At 56.9% G+C, this 20,196-nt stretch carries 15 protein-coding genes; 3 read left to right on the forward strand and 12 right to left on the reverse strand.

Annotation, left to right across the window (positions count from 1 at the left end; all coding sequences use genetic code 11):
- The first annotated feature begins 430 nt into the window (after positions 1 to 430).
- Both N2A41_RS28265 and N2A41_RS28270 read left to right on the forward strand, forming a co-directional pair.
- Positions 431 to 1,741 (forward strand): polysaccharide biosynthesis/export family protein, encoded by a 1,311-nt coding sequence (locus N2A41_RS28265; RefSeq protein WP_260111805.1) that lies wholly within the window; start codon positions 431 to 433, stop codon positions 1,739 to 1,741.
- A gap of 148 nt (positions 1,742 to 1,889) precedes the next feature.
- Entirely contained in the window at positions 1,890 to 3,383 is a 1,494-nt protein-coding gene (locus N2A41_RS28270; RefSeq protein WP_260111787.1) for an O-antigen translocase, read from the forward strand.
- 72 nt (positions 3,384 to 3,455) lie between these two features.
- Here N2A41_RS28270 and N2A41_RS28275 read toward each other — a convergent pair whose 3' ends face one another.
- The 6 genes from N2A41_RS28275 to N2A41_RS28300 are packed head-to-tail and all read right to left on the reverse strand — an operon-like array spanning position 3,456 to position 8,987.
- Positions 3,456 to 4,673: a DegT/DnrJ/EryC1/StrS family aminotransferase gene (locus N2A41_RS28275; protein ID WP_260111788.1), complete on the reverse strand. Its 1,218-nt coding sequence runs from the start codon at positions 4,671 to 4,673 to the stop codon at positions 3,456 to 3,458.
- Entirely contained in the window at positions 4,670 to 5,641 is a 972-nt protein-coding gene (locus N2A41_RS28280) for an NAD-dependent epimerase/dehydratase family protein (RefSeq protein ID WP_260111789.1), read from the reverse strand. The genes N2A41_RS28275 and N2A41_RS28280 overlap by 4 nt, the downstream gene beginning before the upstream one ends.
- Positions 5,638 to 6,357 (reverse strand): acyltransferase, encoded by a 720-nt coding sequence (locus N2A41_RS28285; protein WP_260111790.1) that lies wholly within the window; start codon positions 6,355 to 6,357, stop codon positions 5,638 to 5,640. Before N2A41_RS28285 ends, N2A41_RS28280 begins: the two co-directional genes overlap by 4 nt.
- Positions 6,347 to 7,450 carry a DegT/DnrJ/EryC1/StrS family aminotransferase gene (locus N2A41_RS28290; RefSeq protein ID WP_222304428.1) on the reverse strand — a complete coding sequence of 368 codons (1,104 nt, stop codon included), beginning with the start codon at positions 7,448 to 7,450 and terminating at the stop codon, positions 6,347 to 6,349. Before N2A41_RS28290 ends, N2A41_RS28285 begins: the two co-directional genes overlap by 11 nt.
- A complete protein-coding gene (locus tag N2A41_RS28295; protein ID WP_164575420.1) occupies positions 7,447 to 8,484 on the reverse strand; it encodes a Gfo/Idh/MocA family protein in 1,038 nt (345 codons plus the stop codon). The genes N2A41_RS28290 and N2A41_RS28295 overlap by 4 nt, the downstream gene beginning before the upstream one ends.
- On the reverse strand, positions 8,481 to 8,987 hold the full coding sequence (locus N2A41_RS28300; protein ID WP_222252531.1) for an acyltransferase: 507 nt from the start codon (positions 8,985 to 8,987) through the stop codon (positions 8,481 to 8,483). Before N2A41_RS28300 ends, N2A41_RS28295 begins: the two co-directional genes overlap by 4 nt.
- A 537-nt stretch (positions 8,988 to 9,524) precedes the next feature.
- Between N2A41_RS28300 and N2A41_RS28305 the strand changes: the two genes are divergently transcribed.
- Entirely contained in the window at positions 9,525 to 10,304 is a 780-nt protein-coding gene (locus N2A41_RS28305; RefSeq protein WP_260111791.1) for a response regulator transcription factor, read from the forward strand.
- A 202-nt stretch (positions 10,305 to 10,506) separates the two neighbouring features.
- Here the strand turns inward: N2A41_RS28305 and N2A41_RS28310 are convergent, their stop codons facing one another.
- The 6 genes from N2A41_RS28310 to N2A41_RS28335 form a co-directional block, all read right to left on the reverse strand.
- On the reverse strand, positions 10,507 to 12,348 hold the full coding sequence (locus N2A41_RS28310) for a glycosyltransferase family protein (protein ID WP_260111792.1): 1,842 nt from the start codon (positions 12,346 to 12,348) through the stop codon (positions 10,507 to 10,509).
- Positions 12,349 to 12,352: 4 nt separating this feature from the next.
- A complete protein-coding gene (locus N2A41_RS28315) occupies positions 12,353 to 13,396 on the reverse strand; it encodes a UDP-glucuronic acid decarboxylase family protein (RefSeq protein WP_260111793.1) in 1,044 nt (347 codons plus the stop codon).
- Positions 13,397 to 13,440: 44 nt separating this feature from the next.
- Positions 13,441 to 14,934 carry a sugar transferase gene (locus tag N2A41_RS28320; protein ID WP_260111794.1) on the reverse strand — a complete coding sequence of 498 codons (1,494 nt, stop codon included), beginning with the start codon at positions 14,932 to 14,934 and terminating at the stop codon, positions 13,441 to 13,443.
- A gap of 7 nt (positions 14,935 to 14,941) precedes the next feature.
- Positions 14,942 to 15,808: a WecB/TagA/CpsF family glycosyltransferase gene (locus N2A41_RS28325; RefSeq protein WP_260111795.1), complete on the reverse strand. Its 867-nt coding sequence runs from the start codon at positions 15,806 to 15,808 to the stop codon at positions 14,942 to 14,944.
- Between the two features lie 719 nt (positions 15,809 to 16,527).
- The gene (locus N2A41_RS28330) at positions 16,528 to 18,654 is read right to left on the reverse strand and encodes a right-handed parallel beta-helix repeat-containing protein (RefSeq protein WP_260111796.1); all 2,127 of its coding nucleotides are present in this window, start codon (positions 18,652 to 18,654) and stop codon (positions 16,528 to 16,530) included.
- Positions 18,651 to 19,970, reverse strand: coding sequence for an O-antigen ligase family protein (locus tag N2A41_RS28335; RefSeq protein ID WP_260111797.1), 1,320 nt, complete (start codon positions 19,968 to 19,970; stop codon positions 18,651 to 18,653). The genes N2A41_RS28330 and N2A41_RS28335 overlap by 4 nt, the downstream gene beginning before the upstream one ends.
- Positions 19,971 to 20,196 lie beyond the last annotated feature (226 nt).

Below are 20,196 nucleotides of genomic sequence, written 5' to 3' on the forward strand. Positions count from 1 at the left end.
CTGAGATGGCGGCATCTCCCGTAGTCAAGATGTGGCCCGAGAACAGCATTGTGCGGCACCGCTCGCGCTGCGTCGAGCTGTCGAATGACAGGCGACGCCGCCGGTCAATATCGTCATTTGGCAAAATTGGCGAGGCGAGCAAAAAGGCTCTGCCACGGGCGATTGCGGTTCTTCGAGGCAAGCGCGCCCGGCGATGCCTATGTGTCGTGCCTAAGAGCCGAAGATATGTGTTTTTGCTCGATTTAGGGCTTAAACACTCTCCCCACCTCATCAATTGTGATTAGGCAAAGTAACCCGCCTCCACCTTCCTCAAGGCTTCGTCGGACTGCACACTAACAATCTGGTTTGGGGCTTGGCGTCCGGCGTTTGAACAGCGCTTAGGCATTGGACCAGCGTCCGTTGAAGGATGTTTTGAAGGCGAGACATGTATATGAAACTATCGCACCGTGCCCCTCACCTGTTCTTTCGCGCCACGTTTGTGATCAGCGCACTCGTTTTTCTTGCCGGAGCCGTGTCGCCGGCTCTCGCCGATAGCGCCCCATTGGCCCCACATACGAAAATCCGCCTGACGGTCGTCCAATGGATGCCGTCCAAGGGCCAGTTTGAGAGATGGGATGCGATTGGCGGCGAATATACGGTTTCAGATGCAGGTGAAGTCTCCTTACCCTTTATGGGGTCGCAGTCTGTTGGAAGTCTGGATAATACGAGCCTCACCAACGAGATTGCCAAGCGCCTTCAGGCAAAGATGGGTTTGGCCCAGACACCTGCGGTGACCATCGAAGTTCTCGAATACCCACCAATCTATGTCGTGGGAGACGTAACCACGCCTGGACAATACAGTTTCCGCCCCGGAGTGACCGTCCTGCAATCCCTGGCAATGAGCGGCGGGCCGCGGCGCGCCAAAGACCAGCAGCAAACGCATTCGACCCAATTGGTAGGAGAATTGCGCGAAATCAATCACTCGATTCTGCGCAGCACCGCGAGATTGGCGCGGCTCCAGGCGGAGATGGATGGAGCAAAGGAGATTACCTTCGATCAGATGACCGGCGCCGATCAGCAATTTGCTGCCGGGATATACAATGAGGAAAGGATTATCTTTCGGGCTCGCGCCAATGCGTTGGAGAGGCAGGCAAGGGCGTTCACCGAATTACGCGATCTTTTGACCACTGAGATATCGACGTTGGAAGAAAAACTGACGGGCGCAGACGACAATATCAAATCCGTTAATGACCAATTGGTCAGCGTCAAGTCCCTGGTCCAGAAAGGCCTCACGATCTCTTCAAGGCAGATGGATCTAGAACGGTTGCTCACGACTTACCGCTCCGACAAGCTCGACCTTGTCACCGCCGTCATGCGGGGCCGTCAGGCGATCAGTGAGACGACGCGCAACCTTGAGGGACTTTACGACGCACGCCGGAGCGAAGTGGCGACCGAAGCGCAGTCCGAACGGGCAAGTCTCGATCAAATGAAGATGAAGCGCGAGACAACACAGAAACTCCTCATCGAAGACCTTGGGAGCAACGACGGCATCAAAAGCCTCGCCGAGGACCTCCCGCTTACCTATAGCGTGACCCGTCGGAGTGGAGGAAAAATCGATCAGTTTCAAGCCTCGGAAACGACGACGCTGGAGCCGGGCGATGTGGTGAGAGTGGTTCAGCCTCGCGTTTTGGATAGTTCGCTTCAGACCGACTCAGGCCGATCTTTCGAGGCCCAAACGCTCGCAGATGGAGCCGACCAGTGACCCGCAACGTGCACCTATTCTCAGCACAGCTGGAGCGGACGTTTGAGCGCCACCAAGGCGCTAAGGCCGCCTGCCTGGAAGAAATCGCTTTTGATCTGGACCGCCCACAAACCAGCCTGACGGCTAGGGTCGCGCTGAGACTTTGCGTATGATCCCACCCAGCGGTCAGACTTATACCCAAATCCTGAAGTCGACGATGCTGATGGGCGGCTCCTCGCTGGTAAATGTCGCCCTTAGCATCATTCGCAATAAGGCGCTCGCCCTTCTGCTCGGTCCCGAAGGCGTGGGGCTTCTCGGCCTTTACGGGGCAATTCTCGATATCGCACAAGCGATAGCTGGTCTTGGCGTCAGCAGCAGCGCTGTGCGCCGCGTCGCTGAGGCGGCGGGCGCCGGCGACGGAGAGAGGATCGCGCGGTCGGCGACAGCGCTCAGACGCATCTCGCTGGTGCTCGGGTTGCTTGGCGGGCTTTTGCTTGCGGCCCTGGCGTTTCCGGTCTCAAAATTCACCTTCGGCGACTACCAGCACGCCGGTGGCATTGTGCTGCTCTCCCTAGCCGTATTCTTTCGGCTCGTGTCTGCCGGACAAGCTGCCTTGATCCAGGGCTTGCGGGGCATCGCAAATCTTGCCCGCATCAATGTGCTTTCAGGGCTCTTCGGCACGATAGTCAGCATCCCGCTCATCTATCTGTTCGGCGAGCAGGCGATTGTACCCTCTCTCGTGGCGATCGCGGCCGTCTCAGTCCTTCCCACGTGGTGGTACAGCAAACAGATACCCACGCGCCCACCGCCAATGTCGGCGCGCCAGTTCGGCCGGGAAGCGAAATCCCTGTTCAGGCTCGGTGTTGCTTTTATGGCAAGCGGACTCCTGACCTTCGGCGCGGCCTATGCCATTCGCATTATCGTGCTGAATGATGGAGGCGTCGTAGCGGCGGGATTGTATCAGGCGGCCTGGGCGCTTGGCGGTCTCTACGCCGGCTTCATCCTGCAGGCGATGGGAACGGACTTCTATCCGCGCTTGACTGCAATTGCGCACAATAATGCCGAGTGCAACCGACTGGTCAATGAGCAGGCGGAAATCAGCTTGTTGCTGGCCGGCCCTGGTCTGCTCGCCACTCTGACCCTGGCACCGCTCGTGATGAGTTTGTTCTATTCGGCGGAGTTTCACGGGGCCGTGGAGCTTCTGCGCTGGATCTGCCTTGGAATGATGCTCAGGATCGTCGCCTGGCCGATGGGTTTCATCGTCCTGGCGAAGGGTGCCCAGACGATCTTCTTTTGGACGGAGGTCGCAGCAACGCTGGTGCATGTGGGGCTGGCTTGGCTCTTAGTATCGGAATTCGGCACGCCAGGGGCCGGCATGGCATTCTTCGGCCTCTACGTCTGGCATAGTATTCTGATTTACGTGATCGTGCGTCGACTGACTGGCTTTCGCTGGTCGCCAGCCAATCGCAGGCACGCACTTCTGTTCCTGCCTGCATCGGGATTGGTCGTCTCAGTCTTTTTGCTTTTGCCGCTATGGCCGGCGACTGTGATTGGCCTCGCTGCCGTCGCTCTCTGCGGGCTCTATTCGCTGCGCATGCTGATCGACCTGCTTCCGGAGTCCGTGCAAGCAACCATGCGTGGATGGATCACGAAATCAGCATGATGAACAATGCGCGCATCCGGAGATACGCGCATCGTTTCGTTATGCAGATTGTTCCATCAGGCAAATGCGGGTTCAGGCGACAGCAACATCCATGGCACGTTGCACGCTGGAGGCTCCAGCGGTTGCGTCTGCAAGGGCGGCGCGAAGTGCCTCGACGACCCGGTCCATGTCAGACACGGTCATCTGGGCATAAAGCGGCAGGATTATCGTTTGCTGCTGCGCAGATACGCTTCGCATCAGGCTCGTGGCAGCGCGGTGGGAGCTCTCATCAGAATAGGCTTTCTCCAGATGAATGTTCATCACCCCGCGCCTGGTCGAGATCCCCTGATCGAGCAGGGTCTGCATGACGGCGCGCTGGTTGATCGTATCGCACAGTCTCACACAGAAGCTCTGCCAGTTGCTGCGAGCCCAACCTGGTTCGACCGGCAGCGACAATCCGGGAATCGTCGACAGACGTTCGCAATATTGCTCGGCAAGCAGCCTGCGCTGAGCAATCAGCTCCGGCAGGCGCCGCAACTGCTCGCGTCCGACGGCCGCCTGAAGATCGGTCATCCGGTAATTGTAACCCAACTCGTCATAGTCTTCAAAGATGACCTGTTTCGAGCCGTGACGAACGGCATCGGTGACGCTCATGCCATGCTGGCGCCAGAGCCGGAACTTCCGGTCATATTCGGGATTGGCCGTCGTCAACATGCCGCCATCGCCTGTCGTGACGACCTTCCTGGGGTGGAAGGAGAAGCAGGCAATGTCACCATGCGCTTTGCCGATCTTTTCCCAACGGCCGTCCCATTGGATTTCGCTTCCCGTCGCACAGGCTGCATCCTCGATGACCGGTATCCGGTGGCGCTTGCCGATCTCCACGACGGCGCGGAGATCGCAGGGCATGCCGAGTTGATGCACGCAAAGAATTGCCTTGGTGCGGGGCGTGATTGCCCTTTCGATAAGACTGGCGTCGATGTTGTAACCATATTCTTCAATATCGACGAAAACAGGCACCGCGTCGCAGTAGCGAACCGAGTTTGCGGTCGCGATGAAAGAATGGCTGACCGTAACGACTTCGTCACCGGCGGATACGCCGACAGCCTTCAGGGCCAGATGCAACGCGGTCGTGCAATTGGACATGGCGCAAGCATGCGCCGCGCCCACAAAGGCAGCGAATTCACGCTCGAAAGCTGCGACTTCCGGCCCTTGCGTCACCCATCCCGACAGAATGACGCGGCGCGCAGCCTCAGCCTCCTCCTCCCCGAGGACGGGTTTGGCGACCGGAATTGTCAATTGAGATGAGCTCATGCAGCCGCCCCCCCTGCGTTGGTCTGCATTTGCCACCAGGCAACGAGATCACGAAGCCCTTGCTCCATAGAGATCTCCGCCTTGAATCCAAGGAGTCGTTCGGCCTTGCTGATGTCGGCAAGGCGACGGGTCACACCGTTGACCGTGCGGGCCTCTTTGTGCTGCGGTTCGAGTGAGGAGCCCATAATGTCGCTCAGCATCTTCGCCAGTTCCAGCAGGCTTATTTCCTTGCCGCTCGCGACGTTGAACACTTCGTCCGTCACATCGCTTTTGGCGGCCAGAATGTTTGCGCGGGCGATGTCGCGTGCATCGACGAAATCCATCGTCTGGCTACCATCCCCATAGATGAGGGGTGGCATCCCGGCCATCAGGCGTTCCATCCAACGGATCAGAACTTCCGTATAGGCGCCGTAAACGTCCATGCGCGGCCCATAGACGTTGAAATAACGAAGCGCGACATAGCGCAGGCCGTACATCTCAGCAAAGCTACGCATCAGCCCTTCATTGAACGTTTTCGCCGCGCCGTAGATCGTCCGGTTATTGTACGGATGATGCTCTTCGGTCGTTGGAAAATTCTCGGCAAGCCCCAGAACGGAGGCGGAAGAGGCAGCAACTACCTTCGATACGCCCGCCGTGACGGCGGCTTCGAGAACGTTGAACGTGCCCTCCGCAAGGACATCGAAAGCCAATCGTGGCTCTTCGGCGCATTGCGTGATGCGGATCGCGGCCTGATGAAAGACGATGTCGACGCCTTCGAAGACTTTTGCCAGAAGCGCTCTGTCGCGGATATCTCCGTCGATGATCTTAAGCGGCGCGCCTGATATCGCCGAGCTGAGATTGTCCCGGCGCCCGCGCACGAAATTGTCGAGGACGATGATCTCGCGAGGTTTTTCCAAAGCGACAAGATCGGCAATATGCGAGCCAATCAGACCGGCACCGCCGGTAATGAGCACCCGTTTGTCTCTCATGATCTTCCCTCACGCGACATGTTCGTCATCCGATCATTATCCGAACGCCAACGTATGAATTTCGCAGGGACACCTGCGGCGACCGAGAAAGGCTCGACGTCGGAAACGACGACTGCCCCCGCTCCAACGATCGCCCCCTTCCCGATGGTCACGCCGGGAAGAATGGTCGCATTCGTTCCGATATCGGCCTCTGCACAGATTCGTACCGGCTTGATTTCAAGATCCGTGCGAATGATCGGCACATCCAAGGGCAGTGCCGTGTGGGTCGAGCCAAGCACCTTGGCGCCAGGTCCCCACCCGACAGAATCCTCGATCACGAGATCGCGAGCGTCGAAATAGGCCATCGGTCCGATCCAGACATTATCGCCGATCTTGCATCGGCCGTCGAAGCGGCCCTGGATATAGGCCTGCGCCCCGACGAACACCCCATTACCGATGTCGAACGTCTCGGGATGTTTGAAGCCGGCGCCGCCTGCAACCTGCAATCCTGTGCCACAACTCCGCGTGATGGCTTGCCAGATGGCTTTTCGCATCAGAGTATCGATGGCACCGTCACCGATCGCGAAACGACCGTATAGTTCGATCAGGCCAGCGCGCCCGTATGACTGCCTGAGTTCTTCGGCCAGCCCGGCCTGGTAGGCAGGGTCCGCCGGCCTTTCATGACGGCCATGGACCGCTTGCACGATCCGGGCCTCGCCCGCACGATCAGCTGACATAGGTGTTCTCCAGCGCGGCGGCCACCTGGTCGACGTGCCACGCCGGCATCTCGGGATAGATCGGCAGCGAGAGGACCTCCCGTGCGGCAGCTTCCGATATTGGGAAATCGCCAGTCTTGTAACCAAGGTCGGCATGGGCCTTCTGCAGATGAACTGGGATCGGATAGTGCAGCCCGGACTGAATGCCCTCTTCGCTCAGTACGCGCTGAAGCTGGTCGCGATCGCGGCTTCTGATGGCATAGACGTGATAGACGTGGCGCCGGTCGGCGATTTCGACAGGCGTCCTGAGATTCGCCGAACCGCCAAGCAGCAACGAGTAGCGGCGTCCGTGGGCGCGCCGCGCTTCGGTCCAGACTTCGAGATGCCGGAGCTTGATGCTCAGGATCGCACCCTGAATGGCATCCATGCGGTAGTTGAAGCCCTTCAGCAGATGGTGATAACGCTGTTCCTGACCCCAGTCGCGCAACATGCGCATCGTCTTGGCCTGATCGTCGCTGTTCGTGACGACGATACCCCCCTCGCCGCAGGCGCCAAGATTTTTGCCGGGGTAGAAGCTGAAGCAACCGGATGTGCCGATGCTGCCGGCGCGCGCGCCTTTGTATTGCGCTCCGTGCGCCTGGCAGGCGTCCTCGATGACCGGTATCCGGTAGTGGTCAGCAATCGCTTTGATCGCGTCCATATCGGCCATCTGACCGTAGAGATGGACGGGAACAATGGCCTTGGTTCGGGGTGTAATCTTTGCCTCGAGTTTCGCCGGATCCATCGTCAGCGTCACGGGCTCGACATCGACGAATACCGGTCGCGCACCGGCGTAGCAGATCGCCGATACGGTTGCGACGAAGGTAAACGGCACGGTGATGACTTCATCGCCGGGGCCGACGCCTGCCGCGAGCAGCGACAGATGCAGGGCACTCGTCCCGGTATTGACCGCTATCGCATGTTTGACTTTGCAATAATCCGCGAATTCCTGCTCGAGGCGGGCGACTTCCTCGCCGAGTATGTATTGCCCCGAGGCGAGCACACCGAGCACGGCTGCGTCGATTTCGCTCTTGATCGATTGATATTGGGCTTTGAGGTCCAGGAACGGGATCATGCAATGCGCCTCGCCTCTTCGAGCTCGATGATACGACCGCGCTGGGCGAGCGACCGGCTTGCGGCTTCCAGAATGCGAACGACACGGAGCCCGGCTTGGCCATCCGTAATGGGCCGCAAATTTTGCTCAATGCAATCGACGAACTGATCCAGTTCGCGTTTCAACGCCTCGGTCATATCGAGCTTGGGCGCCCACATGTCGCCGCTGCGGTAGCCGACCATCATCTGATGCACCTTCTCGCCATATGCATCGGAATTGGGGCACATGGTGATGCCCTTGTCATAGACCTTGATCTTTTCGCTGGGCTCCAGATCGTCATAGACGATCATCTTGCTGCTGCCGCCGATCAGCGTGCGGCGGACCTTGACCGGGGCCAGCCAATTGACGTGGATATGTGCGATGAGCTTGCTCTCGAAGAAAAGCGTCAGATAGGCGATGTTCTCCGGCTCGCCGAGCACATGGCTCATGCCCGTCGCAGAAACTGCGACCGGCCTTTCCTGCACAACATGGTCCAAGATGGAGAGATCATGCACCGCGAGGTCCCAGATGACGCTGACATCGTGCTGGAAGAGCCCCAGATTGACCCGAACCGAGTCGTAGTAATACATGTCGCCGAGGCCGCTTTCGACTAGTTCGCGCATCTTGCGGACGGCGCCGGTATGCACGAAAGTATGATCCACGGCCAGCACGAGGCGTCTGCGCGCGGCTTCTTCGACCATCCGCGAGGCTTCGTCCGTCGTCGAAGCCATCGGCTTTTCGACGAAGACATGCTTTCCGGCCATCATAGCCTGCATAGCGAGCTTGAAATGGGTGAAGACCGGCGTCGCGATAGCGATGGCATCCACTCTCGGATCGCGCAGGACTTCCTCGAAATCATCGGTGATCGTCACTGCGGGGTAGCGGCTTTTGACAGCCGCCAACCGTTCGACATTGAGATCACAGACTGAAATGAGCTGCGCGCCGGCCGCTTCCGAGATGTTACGAACCAGATTCGGACCCCAATACCCATACCCAACAACGGCGATACCGATCATTGCACTTCTCCCAACGCTTGCATGTTGACTGATCGGTCATGAACGCGACCGATGATCCTGGCCGGAACGCCGACAACAATGGCGCCGTCGGGCACATCCTTGGTTACAACCGAGCCGGCGCCGACCTGTGCGGCTTCTCCGATGATGACGCCAGGCAGAATGGTGGCGTTGCTGCCAATCGACGCGTGGCGCTTGACCAGAGTAGGGATGACCGCCCAGTCGGTTTCGGTCTGCAGGCTGCCATCCGGATTGACGGCGCGCGGGTACATGTCGTTCGTAAACATGACCCCGTGGCCTATGAACACGCCGTCTTCCAGCGTCACGCCCTCACAGAGGAAGGAATGGCTAGAGATCTTACAGTCTTCTCCGACGATGACATTCTTCTGAATCTCGACGAAGGTGCCGATGCGGGTTCCTGCGCCGATCGTGCAGCCGTAGAGATTCACAAGATCTCGATGGTGAATGACACTGCCGTCACCCAGCTTGACGTTTGATGCAATCATCCCTGCAAACTCCTAACTCATAACAGGCCCGATTTTCAGTTAAACAAAGGTCGATTGCGCCCAATGTTACCCAGGACAAATACTTCCCTCCATTCCAAAGAGAATTGTTTTCTTCATCTGAGTAAAGAAACAAATCGTTTAAGCTTATCCGCCGAAAGGCGTACCTACTTACGACGACTTACGCCCTGGTTTATGCCCCTGTCCAACATTGGTGGCGGGGCACCTCTCGCACTCGTCGGCTGGCGTACGCCGGAGACAGCGATTGTTTCCATGCATTTAGGGGTTCATTGCCAAACGGCGGCGCAGCAACAGAGACTATCTCGCAATCGTTCTAGTAAGACCTAGGTCTATACTCAGGCTTATCTTCAATTTCTTATCAATTATAGAAGTCGTGTAGTACTTAACCTATATTAGCTACTGCAACGCCCGTCGAATTGTGGTAATCGATTCCTACTTTAGAGTTTTCTAAACCCCCGTATTGAGAGGGGTTGGTACTCGGGCCGTAGTGGCGTAATGTGTTAAAGGGAGGGTGAAGCTGTGAATTCAGCACTTATACCGAATCTAGACTGCAGGCAGGAAAACATCTCTCTTCCCCTTAAGATAGACAATAACGCGCACACGCCTGTCTTGTCGGCAAGGCAAACGCATTCGCTTCTCATTCTCGACAATCGTGAACTCGATAGGCAATGCCTGGCGCAGTGCATGGCTGCTCAAAAGGCGGATTTGCAGATACTGGCATTTGGATCGATTGATGAGTGGAAGCCGAAGCGCGACGAACATCCGCCGCTTTCGGCAATACTCTTGAACGTCGGCGGCAAAAAGATCGATGAACCGGCCGTTTCAGAGCAAATCCGGAAGCTTTCGTCGGAATTCGCATCAACGCCACTCATCGTATTGGCCGATAGCGACGATTTCGGCCAAATCGTCAGGGCACTTGAGTACGGCGCCAAAGGGTTTATACCCGCCTCAGTCAGCGTCAGTGTGTGTATGGAGCTGATCGCACTGTCAGTGGCAGGAGGAATTTTTGTGCCTGCAAGCGCCCTGTTCGCCATGCGTCACTTGCTGGACTCGAGCAATTCGACCGCACGCCCGCTCGCCGGGATATTCACGGATCGTCAGGTCGAAGTCGTGGAGGCGCTCCGTCGCGGAAAGGCGAATAAAATTATCGCTTATGAGCTCAACCTGCGCGAAAGCACGGTAAAGGTGCATGTTCGCAATATAATGAAAAAGGTCAAGGCGACGAACAGAACGGAAGTCGTGTTCAAGCTTAACGATCTTTTTCTTTCGGGCGGCTCAGCGGTGAACAGCCTTTGCTGATACGCTCCGCCGATCAAATCATGCATCCCATGACGAGCACATTATCGCTCCAAACATCATCGGTGGCGGCGCGGCAAATACGCCACCGATTCCGCAATTTGACGCCAGAATCCTTCGGTGGGAGACCTTCAGTCTCAGCTGGCACGTTCGTCATCCGCGCCTCTCCAGATGAGGCTGTCTGAAACGTGTAATACCCCCACAGCTAATTGCCGCTGCCCTCAGGAGGCCTGGACAGCGCCATTCGGATCCTTCGCAACGGGGCTCTCTGCGAATGGGGGACCAGCCTCCGCGCAAGATGCCAGAGATACTGAAACTCCGGCAGAGGCGGTACATTCGGCCTCAGGCCATTCAGGCGCAGCTTGACTATGAGGCCATCGACGCCTGAATAAAGTCGCAAGCGCCAACCAGCATCAGATTTGAGATATGGAGATGCTACTTTCTTGCCAGTCGCGGTCCCGCCAACAACAGCGTGGCGAAGAACATTTGCAAGATCTGGCTGCTGACACCGCTCAAGAATATCGGAGAACCATGCAAGCCACTCGGAATCGCTCCGATCGGGAATCTGGTGAATGCTTTTTCGATCCCTGCTATACCGTCCCGAGACGACCCCATCGGCTGAGCGACCGAGTTGCGCGATGACGAGGCGCGCGCGCCTGAATTCGTCGTGGGATAGAGATGGATAGAAATCTTGCAGCCTCCGCGCCCGCTCAAACTGGCCTCTGCAGATCAAAGAGAGAAGAAAATACGCCCACTCCACCGGATCCGGTTTGAGTGCCCCATATTCGGTCATGGTCACCTTAACCAAGCCCACCAGAAGGTCATAGGCGCGATCGGCGTCGCCCTCCTGCAACGCACAGATGGCCAGGCGGAATTTCGCTTCGGGCAGGTAGGATACATAGTCAAGGCAGCGGGCGTAACACTGCTTGGCTTCCTTCACCCTGCCCTGCTCGAGAAGCAAGTCGCCCTGCTTCAGCAAAACGCGATCGCTCGCTTCCCCCACGATATGAACGCTCTCTTGCTTGGAGATACGCTTGACCTTTGTAAGATCCCCAAAGGGGCCGGACTGGATGATCTTTTCGCCGAACTGCAGGTCCTTGTTCAGCATAAACCACTGATAAATTTGCGGCCTGTGGCTTAGTGTATGACACGAATGGATCAAACTGTAACCGGCTGACGTAATACGCTCTATTTCGTCGGGATGGGCAAAAAGGTAATCCAGTCGCTCGACCACATTGTGGCCGTCAACAAAGACACAGTTCTCCATGTCGACAAAGCCGGCTGCTTCTACTGCTGCCGTGCGTTCGGTCACGAGACAGGCCTTTGCGCCCGGAATCTCGAAGTGCTTGCGTACGACCTCGCCGCCCATAGTGCCGCATGTGGGGACGACGAGGCTCGCGTTGAGTGCGCGCGCATAAGCCTCGCCAGACAGGAGCTGGGAAGCTAGCTTGCTCTCATAGGCGTGTTGCGGTGAGACCAGGCAGGGGTAACGGTCGCGGATGATCGGAAAGACTGTCTGTCGCCAGGGATAAAGGCCGTAGGCTTGACCTGTGAGCGTGGCCGGGATGACCTTTTGCTGACCATGGTCGTGGTAGACTTCGGGATCGATGAAATTGGGCCAGACGAACAGATTCTCCTTCACGGCTGGCATATATTCCGGAGTCATAGTTGCGATCGCGAAATACGTCTCGATGCCCCACTGTTCCATATCGGAAAGGAAGCCCGAGCGTCGATCGCACCATGGGTCGGCGTTATGAAGGCCAAGCTTTGGAACGGCGATATGAGTATTGGTGTTGGTAATTTTTATCCGATGTGAGCCGTGCGACCGATAACCACTTTCAAACAGCGTCAGATCCGGCTCGTACCTGCCGCATATCTCTGCATAATCGCAGTCGCGGTTAATGACGACGACATCGAATTGTGTTGCGAGGCATTTGACCTGCTGCTGCATATGCAGCAGCAGGTAACCGGCCGCGTTCGCATTGGGCTGATGGTCCCATTGAAAAAAAACCAGCCGCGGTTTTCGATGATCAACGTTGCTATTCATGTCCCTATCGAATGGCTTCAGGAGCAGTGAGCTCGACGTTGGCAGACGCCAGATGCGGATAAGGCTCTTGCGAGGACTTAACGCTAAACCTGTTCTTTACCCCGCCGGAAAGCTTCCACTCGAAATAAGCAATCGTTCTCTCAAGCCCCTCACGAAGGTTCACCTTCGGCTGCCAGCCCAGGTCGTGCTTTGCGCGGCTGATATCGGGCTTGCGCTGCGTCGGATCGTCAATCGGCAGAGGCTTGTAAACGATGCTTGATTTCGATCCCGTCATCTCGACGACCATTTCGGCAAGCTCCCGGACCTGGAATTCTCCTGGATTACCGAGATTGATCGGCCCCGTAACACCAGCCGGCGCCCCCATTAGGCGGATGAAGCCCTCAATCAGATCGTCTACATAGCAGAAGGAGCGCGTTTGCGTGCCATTGCCGAAGATGGTGATCGGCTCGTTTTGAAGCGCCTGAACGATGAAATTGGAGACGACGCGGCCGTCATTGGCCTGCATGCGCGGCCCGTAAGTATTGAAGATACGCGCTACCCGGATTTCCACGCCATATTGACGATGGTAATCGAAGAACAATGTTTCGGCACACCGCTTGCCTTCGTCATAACATGCCCGCGGCCCGATGGGATTGACGCTGCCTCGATATTCCTCGGGCTGAGGGTGGACTGCCGGATCGCCATAAACTTCACTCGTCGACGCCTGGAAGATCTTCGCCCTGGTGCGTTTTGCCAAGCCGAGCATATTAATGGCTCCGTGCACATTGGTCTTCACGGTCTGTACGGGGTCGTGCTGATAGTGGACCGGAGACGCCGGACAGGCGAGGTTGTAGATCTCGTCGACCTCCACATAGAGCGGGAAGGTAATGTCATGGCGGAGCACCTCAAAGCGAGGATCGTCAAGAAGATGCAGCACATTGTCGCGCGAACCGGTGTAGTAATTGTCCACGCAGAGGACGTCATTGCCCTCGCGCAAAAGCCTTTCGCACAGGAATGATCCCAGAAAGCCGGTGCCGCCGGTTACCATAATTCGCTTTTGTCCGTGCATTGGTGTGCTCCGTTGTTGACGGTTGCCTCGCGAAAGCGAGGTGGTCAGTAGGCTCCCCTGCGCTTGAAAACCGCAGGGATTGTGCTGAGAAGAATTTGGCAGTCAAACCACAGCGACCGGTTGTCGATGTAGAACTCGTCGAGTTGCTGCTGCAGCTCGATATCCGCATTGCTTCGTTCGGATATTTGCCAAAGGCCCGTGAGCCCCGGCGTGACGGAACGGCGCTTGTTTCGAAATTCGCCGTCCATAGCCAGGAGGTGATATTCCGGGAACGGACGCGGCCCGACGATGGCCATCTGCCCGGAAATGATGTTTGCCAATTGCGGGAGCTCGTCGATGCTCGAAGAGCGCAGCATATGTCCTATAACCGGAAGGATACGCGGATCGTCCTTGAGCTTGAAGTGGCTCAACCACTCGGCGCGCATAGTAGGATTGTCTCGGAACAGTGCTTCTAGGCGCTGTTCTGCATCTTGGTACATCGTCCTCAATTTCAGAACGTGCACCGGCTTGCCGGATCGCCCTTCCCTAGTATGCCGGAAGAAGACGGGACCTGGATCGATGGCATAGATTGCGGCCGCTGCAAAAGCGATGAATGGCGCGACCACGATCATTGCAGGGATGGCGATTGCGAGGTCGAGGATTCGGCGAACCGGATCCGAGTTGACCCAACTCCCACCGGTGGTGAGGCGAATGCCGATCTCTCCGCCGACATCCGCAGGTCGCAATCCACTTACCTTGAGGTTCGGCGTGTCGGACAGCAAAATGACTTCGGCGAACTTCCGACGCAGCGCCGCCAAGTCGGGTACAAGCGAGCCTGTGTCACCCGCAATCACGGCAATGGATGGCGCGCCATCGGGCAATGCTTCCAAAGTATCAGGGGAAAAGGGCTCCGGCCTGATGCCATACTGCCAGTGGTTCTCGAAATGGGCCACGAGTGCGGGAGTAAGGTTGCACCCCCCCATGACAACCGCACGCTCGCCCCACATTCCAAGTTTCCAGCACAGGCCTCGTGCCAGCCAATGCACAAATGGCTGAACAATCAGCCCGAGAGCGAGGAACCCAATAACGGCAAGCAGCAGTCGTTCCCCCTCGGGCAGGACAATTGCTCCGAATGCCGCCAGAACAGCCACCTTGGCGGCAGCCATGGTGCGCCGCCGTAGATGTTCGTGATCATGTACCCGATATCCAGGATAGAGGCCGGCCGATGCGTAGAGAACAATCGCAGCAAGTGCCGCGATCGTGAAGGTGCGCTCCACTATCGCACCCTGCGAACCACTAGGAAGAAAGGACAGGAGAGCAAAATAGGCAATCAAATAGCTTGCGATGTCGCCGCCGATCAGGAAGGACGAGGTTGCAAACCGAGGAACCCCGCGCCATAGTGCGACGGGCATACTCGGCCCTGCCCGTACAAAGGGATCGGTGGGCTTAGCTGCTATGGGTGGCACGGAACCTGCCGGAATCGCCCGCGCCGCCATGTCATTCGATGTGGCTGCCTTCGACGGACCCGGTCTCATTGCTGGCGACGCAAATAAGGACATGATGGCTTTACACCTTTGCAGCTGCTGCTTTTGGCGCGCTTGATCCAGAAACTCCGTATTCGATCGGAAACTTCCGAAGCCCCAGTCTCTGGAATGCCGTCAGTGAGATGAAGGTCGGCACGACGAGCGCATAACGCCGCCATAGCCGTCGCGGCTCGCATAAAAGACGAAACACCCATTCGAAGCCGCTTCTTTGAATGAACCTTGGAGCCTGCCGCTTGAGCCCGGCGTGGAAGTCGAATGCGGCTCCGACACCGATGAGCATCGATGCTTCCAGACTATCGCGCATGCGCGCCATCCAGAGTTCCTGCTTGGGACTGCTCAGCCCGACCCAGATGATATCGGCGCCCGACCGATTAAGCCGGTCAGCAATATCCGTTTCCTCCTGCGTCGACAGTTTGCGAAAAGGCGGTGCATAGGAGCCGACGATCCGTGCTTGCGGAAATTTTGCCAGAAGGCGAGCCTGCAGTTGTTCGAGCGTTTCGGCCGTTGCGCCATAGAGGAAGTGGCGCAAGCCCCTGGAGCTGCCGGAATCGAAAACGGATAACATGAGATCCGGTCCATAGACCCTGTCGCTTTCGGCATAACCAGCACGCTTCAATGCCCAAACAAGCGGCATGCCGTCGGGAGTTACGAGGAAAGCCCGGTTATGTATCGACCGAAGCTCCGGATCATCTTGGCAGCGGACGATGCCGTGTGCGTCTCGAACGCACACATACTCCTTCCTGCCGTCTTCGATCGCTTTTTGAATAAATCCAGTCGCGCTTTTGAGATTGACTGCCGAAATGCGAACACCAAGGACATTCGTCCATTCTAAGGGACCCTTTGAATGAAGAGCTGAAGTTTGGCTGATGCCTGCTGTTTGCTTTCCCATGACCTACGCTTTCGCGATCGAAACTGTCATTAGAATATCCCGGCAGGCCGATTGCCTCCATACTTGCATCTCCAGCTATTGGACGTAGAAGAGATTTCATATTTACGTCTTATGCCGCGATGACGTACAATATTCGAAGTAAGTCTATGTACCCCACAGCTTACCCTGTTGCTCTTTTTGATGACCGTTGGCCCGAAATGGCGCTTCGACCAGTGCAGAGCCGCAGAAGCTACTCATTCTAGTGCGATCAAAGCTGGTGAGGTTTGAGTGCGAACAAAGCCGGGGAGATCGACATGGCCGATCCAATAGGCGAGATGAAGGCCCCGGCTGGCGAGCGTTCACATATGTCCGACAGAACCAACCACCTGCGGAACGAACGTTCCAGCGGCTATGTGTCATATAGTCATCAGGGCTGAGCAAGTGAAACGCCTGAGCCTGGCAGGATCTGCGAACGGATCTGGCCGCGGCTTCACCTGGACGCTCAAAGGGCCTTCACCTTGACCCGATCGATCATCCGACGGCTCGGCTCCTCGCGCAGGATGCGAGTTGGGCAAGGGTTGGAATTTCGCTTTGAAATCGGCGCGCCACACTCATCTCGTCACTATCCGCGCGTGCGGCAGTTACCAGCAGCGCGTGTACGCCATGATTGAAGGGCGTTATGAGTCGCCATAGCTGCGGACCTTATCGCAGCAGAACACCCTTCGTCGCGGCGCCTTTTGTTACTCGGGCGGCGTGACTACGCTTCCGGTGTCCTCCCCAGACTTCTGAAGATCTGCTAGACTGCCAAATTCTCCCGGACCCATGATCTCCGGATGTACCCTGAAGCTCTTGTCGTTCAAGTTGCCGCTGTAGCGGTTGCGCGCGAATTGCACAAATCCAAGCCCAAGATCGGGAGCGTTGACATACGCTACAACGCCGCTGTCACTGTCAACCGATACAACATTCTCCTCAATACGATTAGGGCGTGCCCATGGCGGACGCCAACCCCTGCCGGTACCGTCATCAACGCGAAAAGCCGCGCCCGATCCGTGTGTGATGACGTTTCCTGCCACCAAGTTGCTCCAACCGCCGTTGATACCGATCGCCGCGACATTGCCCGAGAGCGTATTTCCCTCGATACGCAGCCCGCTCGCCTTCCCATCCGTATAGATCGCCCAGCTGATAGGCGACGGCCATTCACTGGTATTCTCATATCCGGGAGGCCAGAACGTCCCATCGACCCTGTTCATGAGATGACCGGTCCCGGTCACCAGATTGGAGCGGATGGTGCTGTTGAGAGGATCGGCCTGCTCGCCCATCATCTTGATGGCGCCGCCGTCTGCGGTCTGCTGATTGGCGTTATGGATCTCGTTATGCTCGATGACAGCGTTATAGACGGCGTCGTTAGAACCCCATAGCGAACCGCCGGCGATTCCGAACTGCGCCGTGTTTTCGATCAGGTTGTCGGCGATCCTGACATTGTCCGCCGCCTGGAACCATATTCCTGCGGTTTCAATGTAAACCTTTCCGATGTCATGAATATGGTTTGAAAGGATCCTGGAGCCGCTTGACTTGCCGAACGTGCCATAATTTGTGCCGACGTAAATCCCGTTGCCAGCGACGTCGGCAACCACATTGCCGGCAATCAACGAATCCTTGCTTTCCGTCACATGGACCCCGACGCCGACATTTTCGATGCTGTTGCCGAGAATCTTAACGCCATCAGCGTGTTCAATCCGTATGGCGCCAAAGCCTCTGGTTTCCGTATAGAACTTGCCGCTGCCTTCAGGAGCTCCATCTCTAAACTCGACCCCTGATATGACCATCCTATCGGCCCCATCCAATTTGAAGAATGTCGGCAGAATGCCAGCAACGACGACGGAATTGGGTAACGACTGATCGACAGGGATATACTGAAGCTGGCCCGCGACAAGGTCGTACCACCACTCTCCGGGAGTATCGAGCAAGGCCTTGGCTCCGGTTAGGAAATAGCGGCTGCCTTCTGCGGTAAAGAAATAGCCTGTGCCTTTCGTATGGACAGTCCGGCCTGCGCCATCGATGGATACAACTGGGAGCGTGTCATTGCCCCACTGGCTTCCCGGTTGAAACCCCCCGACGATGTCCACGACCAGCCCACTTGTATCAGCCATTGCCGGAAGATCGCTGGCATGGAAACAAAAGCGCGTGTTTCCTTCCCACACGTCGATGGCAGGCTCGCACTTTGCGGCAAACAACCATCCCTTGCGTGAATCGCCATCAGCAGGAGCGTTGGGATATCGTGCCCGAGTTTGGCGTTTCCCATTGACGAAAAGGTCGCCGATTCCTTCATCCGGTGGCAATTTCAGCGGGGCCGTCCAGCGACCGTCGGCCTGCTGCGCCCAGTTACGCACGCGCAGCCCCCCGTGCAAAATCGGCGCTTCATTGCACCTTGCCGTGAGCATCAAGCCTGTATCGCGGGAGTCAAAGACGATTGGCTGAGTAAGGTAGTAATCGCCTTCACCCAGCGCGATTGTGTTGGTGCCGCCCTTCTCACGGGCAGCATCACGGGCTCTTTCAATGCTGGCGAAAGGGCCGTCGCCGCCCTGCTGATTTGCTGTCGGAAGGAGGCCACTCCAGGTGTCTTTGCCATCGGGAGAAACGTAGAATATCGTCCGCGCCCCAGCGCTGCTGCTCAATATGTCGCTTAAAGAAGTCCCATTCAACTTGGCTGAGACAGTCGCGGGAGCTTCCGCACAAGTCGCCTCCCTGACGAGCATCTGCAAGCGCTCAGGCGCATCTATCTCTGTCCCGACTGGAGCCGGATTGCCGGACTGCGGATAGAGCATGACAGGCAAAATGCTCAGGATCAGTCCAAAATGCCGCCTCATGATATCTGCAACCCGTTCGCAAGGCCACGCGAGGGCGCCTGCCGAGGTGGCGAACGGCTGAGCGAAACGACGGGCGCGTACAGCGAAAACATGATGATGGCTGCGGTAAACAGGATGAAGATGGCGTCATTCTGAACGAAAAAAATGCTTTCGGTCAGGTTCATCACCAGAACCATGATCGTAAGGACATTGAGCCAGAGCCAACCGTATTGCGGATCATGACATTGAAGGAACGCGCCCTGACGGATTGCATAAGGAAGCATCATAACGAACGGAACCACTCCCATGATGCCAAAGCTCAACAAGATATCGCGGTACCCATTGTGCGCGTGGGGCGCCGCCCATCCGAGCATTAACCAGATATGAGTCGCTTCTGGGTTCGCGACTGTCCAAAAAGCCTGGTAACCATAGCCTAACATCCAACGGTCGGATATTTCGCGATCAACCAGTTCCCACAATGGCACCCGCCCCGTCAAAGTCGCATCCTTTCCGAGCGCTTCAAGGGCCGGAACCAGGAATTCGTGAAGGGAAATTAGGATACCGAGAGACAGCTGAACGAAAAACAGGACTATGACGACGCGGCCAATGCTGCTGCTTTTTTGCAGCAGGGAATAAAAACCGATCAGGCAATATGCCACTGATGTTGCAATAATCGCAGTCATCGATCCCGAGCTTGCAAGACAGATCACACCCGCCGCCAACAAGATGAACGCTGTTCGCCGCAGGCCGAGCGTCCCGTCGATCAGCACGGCCGTCGCCACCAAGATCATCAACGACGCGTACCAGCCCAGGACGTTCTTGTGAATGAAGACGCCCCGCATTGCACCATCCGGCATACTGGCGAGGCTAGGTGACACGACTGACATTACCACACTGAGGGAGATACAGGCTCCAAGGGTTACAAACAGCAGGAACAGCAGCTGCTTAGGCGTGAAACGTATCGCCAGGACATAGGAAAGAAGCAAGCAAAACAAAAGGCCGGTTGCCCGCCTCAAGGTCGTTGAAGGTCCTATTGACCAAAGTGCAGACAGGAACGGCAGGACAAGGATCAGGGGAACAATCAGATTTCGCCTGAGCGCCACTAAAAATTGCGGAAAATTGCGCACCAGAATCACGATTGTAAATGCATACACAGGAAAGCAAGGAAGACGCAGTATAGACTTGGCAGATTCGCTGAGCGTTCCGTCCGCATCGGCCAGGATCAGTGGCAGAAAGGCGCCTGCCTGAATGAAAAGGGATATGCCGGCGCCCCAGCATTCTATGGCCCGCCAACTGATAGTAGGTCCGCTGGCACTTCCGAGGCTATCCACTCTCATTATCCGTTCCGACTGACTTGAAAAGACAAGCGACTTTGATCGCGGCAGATCAAAAAAACAGGTGTCGGCCTTCGTGCTGCGCTGCTCTCAAGCAATCATCCGGCCACATCCTCAGTCAACCTGTCCTAGCGAAGGGCGGGCTACGCCTAATGCACCTTCGCTCCACCCAAAGACGGTGTTGTGCGTAAGCTTTCAGCCGGTATTTACCCAAAAGGCGGGTCTTCAT

The organism is Rhizobium sp. SRDI969, assembly GCF_025152725.1.
In the GTDB taxonomy this organism is placed as follows: domain Bacteria; phylum Pseudomonadota; class Alphaproteobacteria; order Rhizobiales; family Rhizobiaceae; genus Rhizobium; species Rhizobium leguminosarum_I.